Annotated in this window: 11 protein-coding genes and 1 other annotated feature; of the genes, 5 read left to right on the top strand and 6 right to left on the bottom strand. The window is 63.8% G+C overall.

What is annotated here, in order from left to right:
- Positions 1 to 41: 41 nt before the first annotated feature.
- On the bottom strand, positions 42 to 1400 hold the full coding sequence (locus AAIH46_RS07790) for an esterase-like activity of phytase family protein (protein ID WP_430305213.1): 1359 nt from the start codon (positions 1398 to 1400) through the stop codon (positions 42 to 44).
- 273 nt (positions 1401 to 1673) lie between these two features.
- Here AAIH46_RS07790 and AAIH46_RS07785 point away from each other — a divergent pair, with 273 nt between their 5' ends.
- On the top strand, positions 1674 to 1928 hold the full coding sequence (locus tag AAIH46_RS07785) for a hypothetical protein (RefSeq protein ID WP_430305211.1): 255 nt from the start codon (positions 1674 to 1676) through the stop codon (positions 1926 to 1928).
- Between the two features lie 61 nt (positions 1929 to 1989).
- Here AAIH46_RS07785 and rnd read toward each other — a convergent pair whose 3' ends face one another.
- The 4 genes from rnd to AAIH46_RS07765 all read right to left on the bottom strand — a co-directional run bounded on the left by rnd (position 1990) and on the right by AAIH46_RS07765 (position 6232).
- A complete protein-coding gene (gene rnd / locus AAIH46_RS07780; RefSeq protein ID WP_430305210.1) occupies positions 1990 to 3150 on the bottom strand; it encodes a ribonuclease D in 1161 nt (386 codons plus the stop codon).
- Between the two features lie 82 nt (positions 3151 to 3232).
- Positions 3233 to 3481: a hypothetical protein gene (locus AAIH46_RS07775; protein WP_430305209.1), complete on the bottom strand. Its 249-nt coding sequence runs from the start codon at positions 3479 to 3481 to the stop codon at positions 3233 to 3235.
- Between the two features lie 19 nt (positions 3482 to 3500).
- Positions 3501 to 4901 carry a multicopper oxidase family protein gene (locus tag AAIH46_RS07770; RefSeq protein ID WP_430305208.1) on the bottom strand — a complete coding sequence of 467 codons (1401 nt, stop codon included), beginning with the start codon at positions 4899 to 4901 and terminating at the stop codon, positions 3501 to 3503.
- Positions 4902 to 4981: 80 nt separating this feature from the next.
- Positions 4982 to 6232, bottom strand: a complete 1251-nt coding sequence (locus AAIH46_RS07765) for an MFS transporter (RefSeq protein WP_430305207.1) — start codon at positions 6230 to 6232, stop codon at positions 4982 to 4984.
- Between the two features lie 241 nt (positions 6233 to 6473).
- Here AAIH46_RS07765 and aspS point away from each other — a divergent pair, with 241 nt between their 5' ends.
- The 3 genes from aspS (at position 6474) to AAIH46_RS07750 (ending at position 10543) form a co-directional block, all read left to right on the top strand.
- A complete protein-coding gene (gene aspS / locus AAIH46_RS07760) occupies positions 6474 to 8264 on the top strand; it encodes an aspartate--tRNA ligase (RefSeq protein ID WP_430305205.1) in 1791 nt (596 codons plus the stop codon).
- A gap of 196 nt (positions 8265 to 8460) precedes the next feature.
- A complete protein-coding gene (locus AAIH46_RS07755; protein WP_430305203.1) occupies positions 8461 to 8790 on the top strand; it encodes a DUF1236 domain-containing protein in 330 nt (109 codons plus the stop codon).
- A gap of 143 nt (positions 8791 to 8933) precedes the next feature.
- Positions 8934 to 8991, top strand: a sequence feature (sul1 is cis-regulatory element that is thought to sense ions involved in sulfur or methionine metabolism; They are found in Alphaproteobacteria).
- A gap of 64 nt (positions 8992 to 9055) precedes the next feature.
- Positions 9056 to 10543 carry a SulP family inorganic anion transporter gene (locus AAIH46_RS07750; RefSeq protein ID WP_430305202.1) on the top strand — a complete coding sequence of 496 codons (1488 nt, stop codon included), beginning with the start codon at positions 9056 to 9058 and terminating at the stop codon, positions 10541 to 10543.
- 85 nt (positions 10544 to 10628) lie between these two features.
- Here AAIH46_RS07750 and AAIH46_RS07745 read toward each other — a convergent pair whose 3' ends face one another.
- Positions 10629 to 11819 carry a hypothetical protein gene (locus AAIH46_RS07745; RefSeq protein ID WP_430305201.1) on the bottom strand — a complete coding sequence of 397 codons (1191 nt, stop codon included), beginning with the start codon at positions 11817 to 11819 and terminating at the stop codon, positions 10629 to 10631.
- Positions 11820 to 12013: 194 nt separating this feature from the next.
- On the opposite strand from AAIH46_RS07745, the gene parC reads away from it, so the two are divergent.
- Positions 12014 to 14275 (top strand): DNA topoisomerase IV subunit A, encoded by a 2262-nt coding sequence (gene parC, locus AAIH46_RS07740; protein WP_430305200.1) that lies wholly within the window; start codon positions 12014 to 12016, stop codon positions 14273 to 14275.
- The last annotated feature ends 12 nt before the right edge of the window (positions 14276 to 14287 follow it).

Raw genomic sequence — 14287 nt, 5'->3', positions numbered from 1 at the left:
GGCCACTCCATCCGCGGATGGAGTGGCCCTTTCTCGTTTGCTTACTTGGCCGTCAGGAACGCGCCGACTTCCAGCAGCACGAACTCGTTGTCGTCCGCCTTGTCGACGGCGCGGCCGGCCGAGAACGGCAGGTTGTTATCGTTGCCGACGACGATGTGAGTAGCGTCGACTACATCGACATTCTCGATGGTGACGAACGGCATGTCGTAGAAGCCTTCACCGCCGCCCTGCTTTGCCTTGCCGTCCGGATCGGCGATCTTCATCAGGTCGACATAGCCGATCTTGCGGACTGCCTTGCCGACATTGGCCTCGGACATCTCGATCTTGTAGATGCGCTTGTGCTTGGCAGGCTGGTCGAAGCAGGTGGCTTCCGGCTTCTTCGGATCGGCGCAGGCCTTGTCGGCGGTGCCGGCACCATTGTCACGCTCGATCACCAGCGCCGTCGTCGCGTCGATCATGTTGAAGTCGCCGATCGCCACGCCGCCTTCAGTCAGCGGGTAGAGCCAGCTGCGGCCGGTCCAGGCTTTTGACGCGGCATCCAGCTCGACGATGCGCAGGGCCGTCTGGCCGTCGCTCTTCTCGACCGAATTGTCTTCGAGGTAGAGCGGGCCTTCCAGCAAGCCGTAGAGCTTGGCGCCATCCTTCGACATTGCCAGGCCTTCGAAGCCGCCGGAGCGCTTGATGTTGAAGGCGGCCGGCTTGGCAGTCGGATTGGCCGGCACCGAGAGGAGAGCATTGTCGGGCGAGGTGACCGGCCGGCCGTCGACCAGCGTCGCGATCACGTCGGTCAGTTCACCCTTGGCGTCGAACTTCAGGAGATAGGGGCCGAACTCCTCGCCCACCCAGAAGCCGTCGGTGGTCGGCTGGATCGACTCGACGTCGAAGTCGGCGCCTGTCAGGTAGCGATTGGCCGCGCCTTCCATGGCGATCGGGAAGGGCGCCTTCTTGTTCGGGTCGCTAAGGAAGACGGTGCCGATGCGCTCGGCCTTGCCGGCCTGCCAGTCGAACCGCACGTGATGCAGCATCAGCATGGCGTCGCTGGAAGTGGCCTTCGATCCGAAGCCATTGTCCGAGAGCGTCCAGAACGTGCCGTCGGACATAGCCTTGATGCCGGAGAAGCCCTGCAGCGGCTGCCCCTTGAACGGCAGCGACAGGCCGGTCAGCCGCGCGCCGTCCTTGCCCGGAACGGTGCCGAGCGCTTCCGTGCGCTTGCGATCGGCGGTGGTGAACTTGCCGGATGTCTTGAGGAATTCTGGCGCGTCCTGCGGCGCTTCGATCATCGTGTTGGCAGGCACGATTGCCTGGGCTGCGAGCTTGGCAGGGAAGGCCATTTCGTCGGCTGATGCGCCGGCGCTCATGATGGCCAGCAGGGCGACGGAAGCGAGAAGCGATCTGGTCATGGGAACCACCTGTGAGTTTGAGAACAGGTTCCTCCTAAGCGGTCGCCGTGACATGCGGTTGACGGATTTGCGACGGCTCGACGTCGACGGCCCGCGACGCGCCCACCTTTGCCGACGAGCAGCAGTTAGCGCCGAGAGGGATGATCCAGCCGGACTGTTCACGGAATTGCGACGCAGTGGTCATCAAGGCGGCGTTGCGGTCGAGGAACACCGCTCCCATCTCTGTCCCATGCAATGGCGCATCGCGCCTTGCGGCTACAAAGGACAACTTCCATGAAAACCATATTGACGGGCGCGCTTCTGGCGCTTCTGATCGGCGCTCCCAGCGCCTTCGCAATCGAGCCCATTCCGGGCAGCATCACCTACAACGGCCAGCCGCGTGCCAAGCTTACCAAGGCGCCGGTCGGCAGCACCGTCTACAACGACTTCTACGACGGTGGGCAGCGTTACCACGAAACCTACGTGATCCAGCCGGATCGCAGCCTCAAGCTGGTTTCGCGGCAGATCATCAGCTTCCCGAACGACTGAGCCGGCGAAGCTTCTCCTGCCCGAAATACCCAGGGCTCGTGAAAACGAGCCCCTTGGTGGGTCAGACGGCGTCCGGCGTGAGCTCGACCAGTTCGACCTTCTTGTCGATGAAGCGCAGCGCCAGCGCGCCGGAGATCAGCTTCAGCGCCGGTTCGCCGAACAGGTCGCGACGCCAGCCTGAGAGCGCCGCCACCTCGGCAGCCTCGCCTTCGGCTGCAATTTTGTCGAGATCGTCGCTGTTGGCGATCACCTTGGCGGCAACCCCGTGTTTCTCCGAGATCAGCCGCAGTAGAACCTTCAGCAGCTCGACTGCCGACTGCGCGCCTTCCGGCGCATGCACGTGCTTCGGCGCGTGCGGCATATCCGTCTTCGGCAGCGCCAGGGCGGAATTCACCGCATCCAGGATGGCAGCCCCCGAGGACGAGCGCTCCCAGCCCTTCGGCACCGTGCGCAGGCGCGCCAGCGCGTCGATATCCTTCGGCTGCTGCTGAGCGATCTCGAAGATCGCATCGTCCTTGACGACGCGCGAGCGGGGAACGTTGCGGCTGCGGGCCTCGCGCTCGCGCCACGCCGCCACGTGCTTCAGCACCGCCAGCTCCTGCGGCTTGCGCAGCCGAGATTTGAGCCGCAGCCAGGCATCATCCGGATGCATGTCGTAGGTCGCCGGGTTTTCGAGGACAGCCATCTCCTCGCTGACCCAGGTGGTGCGGCCCTGCTTCTCCAACTGATCCTTGAGGCTCAGATAGACGTCGCGCAGATGCGTGACGTCGGCGAGCGCATAGTCCAGCTGCTTTTCGGTCAGCGGCCGCCGGCTCCAGTCGGTGAAGCGCGACGACTTGTCGATCTGGACGTTCTTGGTCCGCTGCACGAGCTGGTCGTAGGAGACCGAATCGCCAAAGCCGCAGACCATCGCCGCAACCTGCGTGTCGAAGATCGGGTGCGGGATCAGCTTTCCCAGATTATAGACGATTTCGAGGTCCTGGCGCGCCGCATGGAAGACCTTGACCACCGCCGGATTGGCCATCAGCTCGAAGAACGGCTTCAGGTCCAGCCCCTTGGCCATCGGGTCGACGATGACTTCCAGGTCCGGACTTGCCATCTGGATCAGGCAGAGTATCGGCCAGAAGGTGGTCTCGCGCAAAAATTCGGTATCGACAGTGACGAATTCCGATTGGGCAAGCTTACGGCAGGCGTCCTCGAGGGCGGCAGTTGTGTCAATCATCAGCTTCGTTCAGGCAGTAAAACTAAGGGGTCAGCTTTCCTTTCCCTTTCCCTTCGCGATGTCAACATGAAGAGCGGTTCTTCTATTCTGCGGCAGCAGGTATTGCGTGATTTAACCGCCGGATGCGTCTTTTTCCACGCGGCGCTTGCTCTGCCGCAGGCTGTCGATGTTGTCGCGGCGGACCTGCTCGTAAGCCGATCCCGTAGGCGCCGTCGTCGAGCCAGTTCCGGCGCGGCGAGTAAAGTCGCATGCCGTCGATCCGGCCATCGTAATAGGCGAAGATGCCAGGACCCGCTTCTATCATCCGCAGTGTCTTGGTCATCTCGCTCATGATGCGTGTCCCTCGGATCCTAGACGACCCGCACATAGCTGGTCATGCCGGTCTTCTGGTGCTCGATGATGTGGCAATGCATCACCCAGTCGCCCGGATTGTCGGCCACCAGCGCAAGCTGGACCTTTTCGTCGGGAAGCACCAGGTAGGTGTCGGTGATCAGCGGGCTCACCGGCCGCACGCTCGACGAGACGACCTGGAAGTTCATTCCGTGCAGGTGGATGGGGTGCAGGTGCGGCGTGGTGTTCTGCAGGTTGATCAGATAGCTGCGCCCGCGCTTCATCTCGGCGAGCGGCGCCGTCGGATCGGCCGTATCGCCCGGCCACGGCACCTTGTTGATCGCCCAGAATGAATAGCCCAGCGATCCGCAGAAGGATTCGCGGGATGCGTTCTCAGCCGTGGCGCTGAGGATCAGCGGGATCTCCTCGGCATTCTTCAGGTCCGGCGCCTCGAAGGGATTGGCCGCGAGCGGCGGCGTGTCGCGGATGTCGCGCTTCAGCGAAAAACCGGTCGACCGAAAGCTGGCAACCGTCTTGGCCGTCGACGGCCGGATGTCGACGAGTGACGCCGTCTGACCTTCGCCGTCGGGCATCCGCACCACCAGGTCGGCACGCTGGCCGGGGCCGATCACCAGCGTCTGAAGCGATTGCGGCGCGGGAAGCGGCTGGCCGTCGAGCGCCACGACAAGCGCCTCGGCGCCGTCCAGCCTCAGCGAATAGATGCGCGTCACGTCGGTTGCTGCCAGCCGTATCCGCACCAACCCGCCCGCCGGTGCAGCGAAGGACGGCTGTATCTGCCAGTTGGCGCCACGCACCGTGCCGAACGTGCCGTTGCGGGCGGCGTCGCGCGGCTTGAAGGCCTCGATGAACTGGCCGTCGCCACCCAGCCGCCAGTCGCGCAGGTTGATGGCGATCTCCGCATCGAACTGCGGGTCCGCCGGATCCTCGACGATCAGCAGGCCCGTCATGCCGCGGCCCATCTGCGTCAGCGTATTGCAATGCGGGTGGTACCAGAAGGTGCCGGCATCCGGCGGCGTGAACCGGTAATCGAAGCTGTCGCCGGTGTAGACGTAGGGCTGGGTTAGGAAGGGCACGCCGTCCATGCGGTTGTCGATCCGCAATCCGTGCCAGTGGATGGTCGTCGGCTCGTCCAGCCGGTTGATCAGTCGTGCGTGGAAGGGTTCGCCGCGCTTCATCCGCAGCACCGGCGGCATCGGGTCGGCACCGGCGCTTCCGTCGCCCCAGCTCATCACGCCGCGGGTCGGCTGCCGGCCGTCGAGCACCGCCTCTGTCAGCCGCGCTCCGAGCACGGTCGGGCTGCCGGCATCGCTCGCGTAAAGACGCGCGGCACCAAGCCCGGCGCCATAGGCACCGAGCCCGGCGCAGGCCTTCAGCAATGTCCTTCGAGAAAGTCCAACCATGGCGCCTGTCCGTGGAAGCGTGGCCCGTTCTCCTTAAAGATGAGCCGCTGCCTCATCAATAGACAAGCTGCCGCAGGCCGTCAGCCACGCGGCGGCTCCTTGGGGTCATCACCCGGTGCGCCAGCCAGTCGGCTGAAATAGGCCGAGGTGCGCAAGAGCGCCCGGAAGCGGCCCGGTCGCTGTTCCGGGGGGATCGCGGGCCGGGTGCGGATGCGCACCATCGTATAGGCAAGGAAGCCGATGAAGATGAACGAGGTGTAGATGAAGAACACCGACGGGCCGACGAACTGCAGCAGCAGCGCGGCCAGCAGCGGTCCGATCGTCGCGCCGATCGACCAGAAGAACAGCAGCCCCGCTGACACCAGCGCATGCTCCCCCGGCTTTGCGTGGTCGTTGCCATGCGCCGAGCACAGCGAATAGAGCGGCATCGCAAACGCGCCGTAGACGAAGATGCCGACGATGTTGGCGGTCTCCGCTGTGCCGGCAAAGAGCGACAGGTACCCGCCGGTGATGATCGTCCCGACGGTCGCCCAGATGATCACCTTGCGCCGGTCGAACCGGTCGGAATAGAGGCCGAGCGGATATTGCAGCACCACGCCGCCGATGATCCCGGCGCTCATGAAGGTGGCGATCCCCGTGACGCTCATGCCGATCTCCTGCGCATAGATCGGCCCGATATTGCGGAAGGCGGCCATGCTGAGGCCGACCGCAACGACGCCGACCACCGACAAGGGCGAAATGCGCCAGACCTCCAGGATGTTGACGTTGAGCGCCTCGGGCGGTGACGGGCTGGACTTGTCGAAGACCGAGATCGGCACCAGCGACAGGGCCATGGCGATGGCGATCAGCGAGAAGATCACCGGACCTTCGATGCCGACGGTCGGGATCAGGTACTGCGCGGCGGTCACCGAACTAAGGTCGACCAGCCGGTAGACGGACAGCGTGCGGGCGCGGTTGGCATTGGTGACCTTGGCGTTGATCCAGCTTTCCACCACGGCAAACAGCGTGGCGACCGAGATGCCGATGGCAAAGCGCATCAGCGCCCAGAAGATCGGCGAGACGATCAGCGGCATCAGGATGGAGCAGCAGGCGGCGATGGCCGCCATGGCCGCAAACGTGCGGATATGGCCGATGGAGCGAAGGATGCGTGTGACTGTGAGGCAGCCGATAGCAAAGCCGATGCTGTAGCCGGCGCCGATCAGTCCGATGGTGGTCGGCGCAAATCCTTCGGCCGACCCGCGCAGCGCGATATAGGTGCCCTGCAGCCCGTTGCCGCCGATCAGGATGCCGGCCGTCACGAGGAGGGGAATCAGCGGGCGGATCGGGCTCATGCGGATATCCGGGATTGGGTCTGCGGAGGGGGTGGGACGGCGAAGAGCCGTCAGACGGGGCGGGGTGATGCGATGGTTACCGTCTTAGACAAGCGCGCTCTTGAAAAACAGCCGAAAACTCGCCACACCGGTGCTCAGCCTTGACAAATCGGGCAGGCCATGCGCTTTTCCGCCCGATTTTCCCCCTGTCGGCCGAGACCTGATGCTTTGTGCCGGCACCCGTGATTCCAGGATCTTCGAAATGCACCGTTACCGCAGCCATACCTGTGCCGCCCTCCGGAAATCCGATGTCGGCCAGACCGTCCGCATCTCCGGCTGGGTCCACCGCGTTCGCGATCATGGCGGCCTGCTGTTCATCGACCTTCGCGACCATTACGGCATGACCCAGATCGTCGTCGATCCGGACAGCCCGGCCTTCAAGGCTGCCGAAACGGTGCGTGGCGAATGGGTCATCCGCATCGACGGTACCGTCAAGGCGCGCTCCGACGACACCGTCAACAAGCAGATGGCGACCGGCGAGGTCGAGCTGTACGCGCAGGAGATCGAGATCCTGTCGGAGGCCAAGGAGCTTCCGCTGCCGGTGTTCGGTGAGCCGGACTATCCGGAAGATATCCGTCTCAAGTACCGCTTCCTCGACCTGCGCCGCGATACGCTGCACAAGAACATCGTCAAGCGCACGCAGATCATCGCCGAAATGCGCCGCGGCATGGGCGAAGCCGGCTTCACCGAATATTCGACGCCGATCCTGACCGCCTCGTCGCCGGAAGGCGCGCGCGACTTCCTCGTGCCGAGCCGTATCCATCCCGGCAACTTCTACGCCCTGCCGCAGGCGCCGCAGCAGTACAAGCAGCTGCTGATGGTCGCCGGCTTCGACCGCTATTTCCAGATCGCCCCGTGCTTCCGCGATGAAGACCCGCGCGCCGACCGTCTGCCGGGCGAATTCTACCAGCTCGACCTGGAAATGAGCTTCGTCACCCAGGAAGACGTGTGGAACACCATGCAGCCGGTGATGACGCAAGTGTTCGAAAAGTTTGCCGACGGCAAGCCGGTTACCAAAGACTGGCCGCGTATTCCCTATGACGTCGCGATCCGCAAATACGGCTCCGACAAGCCGGACCTGCGCAACCCGATCGAGATGCAGGGCGTCACCGAGCATTTCGCCGGCTCCGGCTTCAAGGTGTTCGCCGGCATGATCGCCGCCAACCCGAAGGTCGAGATCTGGGCGATCCCGGCCAAGACCGGTGGTTCGCGCGCCTTCTGTGACCGGATGAACGCCTGGGCGCAAAGCCTGGGCCAGCCGGGCCTCGGCTACATCTTCTGGAAGGAAGAAGATGGCAAGATCGCCGGCTCCGGCCCGCTTGCCAAGAACATCGGCGAGGAGCGGACGGACGCGATCCGCACTCAGCTCGGCCTTGAAGCGGGCGACGCCTGCTTCTTCGTCGCTGGGGAGCCGTCGAAGTTCTACAAGTTCGCCGGCGAAGCCCGCACCCGCGCCGGCGAGGAACTGAACCTCGTCGACCGCGACCGGTTCGAGCTGTGCTGGATCGTCGATTTCCCGTTCTTCGAGTGGAGCGACGAGGAGAAGAAGCTTGATTTCGCCCACAACCCGTTCTCGATGCCGCAGGGCGGCCTTGAGGCGCTGGAAAACCAGGATCCGCTGACGATCAAGGCCTACCAGTACGACGCCGTCTGCAACGGCTTCGAGATCGCCTCCGGTTCGATCCGAAACCAGTCGCCCGAGCTGATGGTCAAGGCGTTCGAACTGGTCGGCCTGTCGAAGCAGGACGTCGAGGAACGCTTCGGCGGCATGTACCGCGCCTTCCAGTACGGCGCCCCTCCGCATGGCGGTTGCGCCTTCGGCATCGACCGCGTCGTCATGCTGCTGGTCGGCGCCAAGAACCTGCGCGAGATCACGCTGTTCCCGATGAACCAGCAGGCCCAGGATCTGCTGATGAACGCGCCGTCGCCGGCGGCCCCCAAGCAGCTGATGGAACTGTCGCTGCGGGTTCTGCCGCCGATGAAGAAAGACTGATCGGCTCTGCATCGGCCCTGATCAGGACCCAGGTTTGAAGAGCCGTCGGCAATACTGCCGGCGGCTTTTTGCTGCGGTCAGGGATGGAACTGCAGCCGGGACCGCGCGCCGGCCCAGGATTTCAGTGGATGTGGGCGGGGGAACCAACCAGCGCCCGGGGCATTGTCAGGCCAGCATCAACGCCGAGGAGAGCAATATGCTGAAGTCCCTCATGGCCGCATCGGCGGTCCTTTTCATGTCGACCGCAGCGTTTGCGCAGTCGACCGTCATCGTCACCGAGCCGGCTCCGCCGGTTGCCGGCACCGTCGTCGTACGCGAAATGCCGACGCAGGTCCGGACCTATGTCATGCAGCAGGAAGTACCGTCCGTCAGCTATAGCGGCGACGTTCTGGTTGGCCGCGTCCTGCCGCAGGAAGTCGAGACGCATGTGGTCGATGGCTATGGCGACTATGCCTACACCGTCGTCAACGAGCGCCGCGTGATCGTCGATCCGCAGACCCGCGAAGTCATCCAGGTTCTCGACTAACACATCGGTCGAATTCCAGAAGAACGCCGGGCCGGGAGCATCATGCTCCGGGCCCGGCGTTTCTGTTTTAGCAAGCCGCATGTGCTGCAGCGTTGGTGCCGAGGTTGCCTAACCGCCCATCTGCGGCTATGGACAGGGCATCACAAGGACCCGGGTGAGATCCCCGGGTGGCTCTTCCGGCCGCCGATCCGCCGGACAACGCAAAGCATTGGCCATTCCGACCTGGTTCGTTCCCGGCCGATGCGCATCGTTTGCGAAAAAAACCATGACATCATTTTCCACCTACCGTCGCGAATGGTTCTCCAACATTCGCGCCGACATCCTCTCCGGCATCGTCGTCGCCATGGCACTGATCCCGGAGGCCATCGGCTTCTCGGTCATCGCCGGCGTCGATCCCAAGGTCGGGCTGTTCGCCTCCTTCGCCATCGCCTGCGTTTCGGCATTCGTCGGCGGCCGGCCCGGCATGATCTCGGCCGCCACCGCCGCCACTGCGGTTCTGATGGTGACGCTGGTTAAGGAACACGGCCTGCAATACCTGTTTGCCGCAACCCTCCTGATGGGTGCGCTGCAGATCGTCGCCGGGCTGGTGAAGCTCGGCCGCATCATGCGCTTCGTCTCGAAGTCGGTGATGACCGGTTTCGTCAACGCGCTCGCCGTCCTCATCTTCATGGCCCAGTTGCCGGAGCTTATCGGCGTGCCGGCGATGACCTATGTGATGATCGCCGCCGGCCTCGCCATCATCTATCTGTTCCCCTATGTCACCCGGGCGATCCCGTCGCCGCTGGTCGCCATCATCGTCCTGACCGTCGCTTCCCTGCTGTTTGGCATGGACCTGCGCACCGTCGGAGATCTAGGCGAACTGCCCTCGACGCTGCCGGTTTTCGCGCTCCCGCAGATCCCTCTGACCTGGGAGACGCTGCGGATCATCTTCCCGTATTCGGCGGCACTTGCGGCCGTCGGCCTTCTCGAATCGCTGCTGACCGCCAAGATCGTCGACGAGATGACCGACACGACCAGCAGCAAGAGCCAGGAATGCATCGGGCAGGGGGCAAGCAACATCGCCGCCGGCCTGATCGGCGGCATGGGCGGCTGCGCCATGATTGGCCAGTCGGTGATCAACGTCTCGTCGGGCGGCCGCGGCCGACTGTCGACCTTCGTCGCCGGTTCGTTCCTGCTGGTCCTGCTCCTCGTCCTCGACGATTTTCTGAAGATCATCCCGATGGCGGCGCTGGTTGCGATCATGATCATGGTGTCGATCGGCACCTTCTCGTGGCGGTCGATCCCGGACCTGCGGCGCAATCCGTTGTCGTCTTCGGTCGTCATGCTGGTGACGGTCATCACCGTCGTCGTCACGCATGACCTGTCGATGGGCGTGCTGGCGGGGGTCCTGCTGTCCGGCATCTTCTTTGCCGGCAAGGTCGCAAAACTCTTCCGCATCAACTCGACGATCAGCGACGAAGGAAAGCACCGCACCTATCGCATCGAGGGCCAGATCTTCTTTGCATCCACGGAAGGTTTCGTCGCCGCGTTCGACTTCGCCGAGCCCCTGAGCCGGGTGACGCTGGATGTGTCGGGAGCCCATCTGTGGGACATCTCGGCCGTCGGCGCGCTGGACCAGGTGGTCCTGAAGTTCCGCCGCCATGGCGTGGATGTCGATGTGCAGGGATTGAACGCCGCAAGCGAAAGCATGATCGATCGCTATGCGCTGCACGACAAGCAGCACGCGTCAGTGGCAGCGGCGACCGGACACTGAGCGGCCGACATCGGCTTTGGTTGAAGGCGATAGGGTCGTTCTACGCGCCGCCGATTGCGGCGCGTAGAACGGGTTGGCATGCCGACTATTCGTTTGCCGTCACGGTCACGCCCAGCATGTCGGGCAGCGTGTTCGGAGCAGCCTGCGCGGCGCCGATGATCATCGGCAGCGGGATCGGCTTCGGCGGCTCTGCGGTGATCGTCAGGTTACGCGGGTTGTCGATGAAGGTGTTGATGGCCGCCGACAGGCTGGTCTGCAGCGTCGGCAGGTTCAACTGGGCCAGCATCAGCGGCGCCATGCCCTTGACCATCATCGCCATCTGCTGGCCGGAGACGCCCTGGCTCTTGCCGGCATAGTCCAGCCCGCGCTTGGTGATGCCGGCATCCTCGAAGCTGATCTCGGCATTGTTGAAGGTCAACTGCTGCAGCAGCCCGAGCATCGCAAGGCCGGCGGCCTGCTTGGCGGCTTCCTTGTCCGGGTTGGCTTCGGAGGCGCGCGCCGTTTCCTGCGCCGACTTGATGAAGCCGATCGTGTAGCCGGAAAGGCTGAACGACATGTTCAGCCTGCCGACATCGGCGAAATCCAGGGCATATTCATCGACGTTGATCGTGCCGGGCTCGGCTTCCCAGCTGCCCTGCATGGAAATCTTGCCGTTGATCGTCGTCAGTCCGAGGCTCTGGATGGTTTCCAGCGACTTCGGATCGTCGACGACGCTGAGGTCCGCCGTCACGCCATCCACCAGAGTGTCGAAGCTGATGCCGGAATTGTCGTCCGCGCGCTCCAGATTGGCGGTCGTCTCGCGGATCGACGCGACCTGCTTGCCCTTGACGGTAACGGTCACCGGGCCGGCATGGCCGCGCTCGTAGAAGAGGAAGGAATCGACGTTCGGTCCGCCGGCGCTGCCCGGGATCGAGACATTGGCGAAGTAGAGGTCGCTCGCGGTGATCGTCGTGTCTTCCTGCGTCGAATTGACGTTGGGGAACACGGCCTTGCTGATCGCGTATCCACCATCGCTGCCTTCCTCGACGCCTTCCAGCACGATGTCGCCGACCGTCATCCGCTCGCCATCCTTGGCGTCGGCGATCGACAGACCCTTCAGCGTGACGGTGGCGCCACTGACGTCGATACCGGCAACCTGCACGTCCTCCGGCTGGAGATTGACCGAGGCAACGATCTTCTTGAACAGGTCGTTGCCGTCGAGAGCGAAAGCGGGCGAGGAGACCAGCGCGATAGCGGCGCCGGCGACGAGAAGCCGGGTGGTACGGGTCAGGATCATGGGCGGTCCTCCTGCGCCCGATGGGGCGCCACTGGTTGTTTTTTATCGGGTGTCAGTTATAGGCGCCGGAGAGGAAACGTCCATTGCTTTTCCACAGGCTGGCGGCCATTTGCAGACCTTGCAGCGGAGGTTCATCCACAGGCGGTTTGCCCGTCTTTCTTGCCGGGAATCAGGCTTTCCGGTAGTCAAGCCCCATGGGACAAAATCTAGTACCTCCGCCCGGTGACGGCGGCGACGATCATATCCTCCCGATCGACCTGAAGGCAGCGCTCGAGGAGCGCTATCTCGCCTATGCTCTGTCGACCATCATGCACCGGGCGCTACCCGACGTCCGCGACGGGCTGAAGCCGGTTCATCGACGCATCATCCATGCGATGAGCGAGATGGGCATCCGGCCGAATTCGGCGTTCAAGAAGTGCGCCCGTATCGTCGGCGACGTCATCGGTAAGTTCCACCCGCACGGCGACCAGTCGGTCTACGATGCGCTGGTGCGCCTCGCGCAGGACTTCTCGCAGCGCTACCCGGTCGTCGACGGCCAGGGCAATTTCGGCAATATCGACGGCGATAGCGCCGCCGCCTATCGTTACACCGAAGCCCGCATGACCGAGGTCGCGGCCCTGCTGCTCGAGGGTATCGACCAGGACGCGGTGGATTTCCGCCCCACCTACAACGAGGAAGACGAAGAGCCAACGGTCCTGCCGGGGGCTTTCCCGAATCTGCTTGCCAATGGCGCCTCTGGCATCGCGGTGGGCATGGCCACCTCGATCCCGCCGCACAATGCCCACGAACTCTGCGACGCCGCGCTGCATCTCATCCGCCATCCGGACGCGACGATCGAGAAGCTGGTCGAGTTCATTCCCGGTCCAGACCTGCCGACCGGCGGCATCATCATCGACAACCGCGAGCAGATCATCGAGGCCTACAGAACCGGCCGCGGCGGGTTTCGCGTGCGTGCGAAATGGGAAACCGAGGATCTCGGCCGCGGCGGCTATCAGATCATCATCACCGAGATCCCCTTCCAGGTGCAGAAGTCGCGGCTGATCGAGAAGATCGCCGAGCTTCTGATCGCCCGCAAGCTGCCGCTGCTGGAAGACGTGCGCGACGAATCGGCCGAGGATGTGCGCGTCGTGCTGGTGCCGAAGAGCCGCACCGTCGATGCCACCTTGTTGATGGAATCGCTGTTCCGGCTGACCGAGTTGGAAAACCGTATCCCGCTCAACATGAACGTCTTGTCGATGGGCCGCGTGCCCAAGGTCATGGCGCTCAACGAGGTGCTGCTCGAGTGGCTCGCGCACCGCAAGGAAGTGCTGGTCCGGCGCTCCAGATTCCGGCTGGCGGCTATCGACCGGCGTCTGGAAATCCTGGGCGGCCTGCTGATCGCCTACCTCAACCTCGACGAGGTGATCCGCATCATCCGCGAGGAGGACGAACCGAAGCCGGTGATGGTCGCCAAGTGGCAGCTCACCGATATTCAGGTCGAGGCGATCCTCAACATGCGGCTGCGCAACCTGCGCAAGCTCGAAGAGTTCGAGATCCGCAAGGAGTTCGATGAACTGACCAAGGAGAAGGCCGACATCGAGTCACTGCTCGCTTCCGACGAGAAGCAGTGGAAGGTGATCGAGCACGAGATCCAGGCTGTCCGCAAGGCGTTCGCCAAGGGTCGCGGCAAGCCGTTCGCCCGACTGACGCAGTTTGCCGATGCGCCGGAGGCCGATCTGGAGGCCATCCAGCAGTCGATGATCGAGAAGGAGCCAATCACCGTCGTCATCTCGCAGAAGGGCTGGATACGGGCGCTGAAGGGTCACATCTCCGACACCACGAGCCTGACCTTCAAGGAAGGCGACGGGCCGAAGCTGGCCTTCCCAGCGCAGACGACCGACAAGATCCTGCTGCTGACCACGGGCGGCAAGGCCTATACGCTCGGCGCCGACAAGCTGCCGGGCGGACGCGGACACGGCGAGCCGATCCGCATCATCGTCGATATGGAAAACGATCAGGACGTGCTGACGGCCTTCGTCCACGACGCGTCACGCAAGCTGATCCTCGCCTCGACCGCCGGCAACGGTTTCGTCGTGGCCGAGACCGAACTCGTCGCCAATACCCGCAAGGGCAAGCAGGTGATGAACGTCGCCATGCCGGACGAGGCGAAGTTGGTGATCACCGTATCCGGTGACCACGTGGCAATCGTCGGAGAGAACCGCAAGCTGCTGGTCTTCCCGCTGTCGCAACTGCCGGAAATGACTCGCGGCAAGGGCGTGCGCATGCAGCGCTACAAGGATGGCGGCATTTCCGACGTGAAGTGCTTCGCCATCGCCGACGGCCTGACCTGGGAAGATACTGCCGGACGCATGTTTACCAAGTCGAACGATGAACTGGTCGAGTGGCTGGCCGATCGCGCCACCGCTGGCCGGGCCGTGCCGAAGGGCTTTCCGCGCAGCGGCAAGTTTGCCGGGTAGCACGACAAGCCT

This window comes from Rhizobium sp. 0TCS1.26, from assembly GCF_050455525.1.
Taxonomy (GTDB): Bacteria; Pseudomonadota; Alphaproteobacteria; order Rhizobiales; family Rhizobiaceae; genus Neorhizobium.
The sequence above is the reverse complement of the archived record's forward strand: the minus strand, read 5'-3'. Positions and strand labels throughout refer to the sequence as shown.

Excerpts from the sequence above, each read along its gene's own strand:
- aspS (WP_430305205.1), top strand. The coding sequence starts at position 6,474 with ATGCACCGTTACCGCAGCCATACCTGTGCCGCCCTCCGGAAATCCGAT.
- AAIH46_RS07765 (WP_430305207.1), bottom strand. The coding sequence starts at position 6,232 with ATGAGCCCGATCCGCCCGCTGATTCCCCTCCTCGTGACGGCCGGCATC.
- AAIH46_RS07745 (WP_430305201.1), bottom strand. The coding sequence starts at position 11,819 with ATGATCCTGACCCGTACCACCCGGCTTCTCGTCGCCGGCGCCGCTATC.
- AAIH46_RS07775 (WP_430305209.1), bottom strand. The coding sequence starts at position 3,481 with ATGAGCGAGATGACCAAGACACTGCGGATGATAGAAGCGGGTCCTGGC.
- AAIH46_RS07785 (WP_430305211.1), top strand. The coding sequence starts at position 1,674 with ATGAAAACCATATTGACGGGCGCGCTTCTGGCGCTTCTGATCGGCGCT.
- AAIH46_RS07750 (WP_430305202.1), top strand. The coding sequence starts at position 9,056 with ATGACATCATTTTCCACCTACCGTCGCGAATGGTTCTCCAACATTCGC.
- AAIH46_RS07770 (WP_430305208.1), bottom strand. The coding sequence starts at position 4,901 with ATGGTTGGACTTTCTCGAAGGACATTGCTGAAGGCCTGCGCCGGGCTC.
- AAIH46_RS07755 (WP_430305203.1), top strand. The coding sequence starts at position 8,461 with ATGCTGAAGTCCCTCATGGCCGCATCGGCGGTCCTTTTCATGTCGACC.
- AAIH46_RS07790 (WP_430305213.1), bottom strand. The coding sequence starts at position 1,400 with ATGACCAGATCGCTTCTCGCTTCCGTCGCCCTGCTGGCCATCATGAGC.
- rnd (WP_430305210.1), bottom strand. The coding sequence starts at position 3,150 with ATGATTGACACAACTGCCGCCCTCGAGGACGCCTGCCGTAAGCTTGCC.
- parC (WP_430305200.1), top strand. The coding sequence starts at position 12,014 with ATGGGACAAAATCTAGTACCTCCGCCCGGTGACGGCGGCGACGATCAT.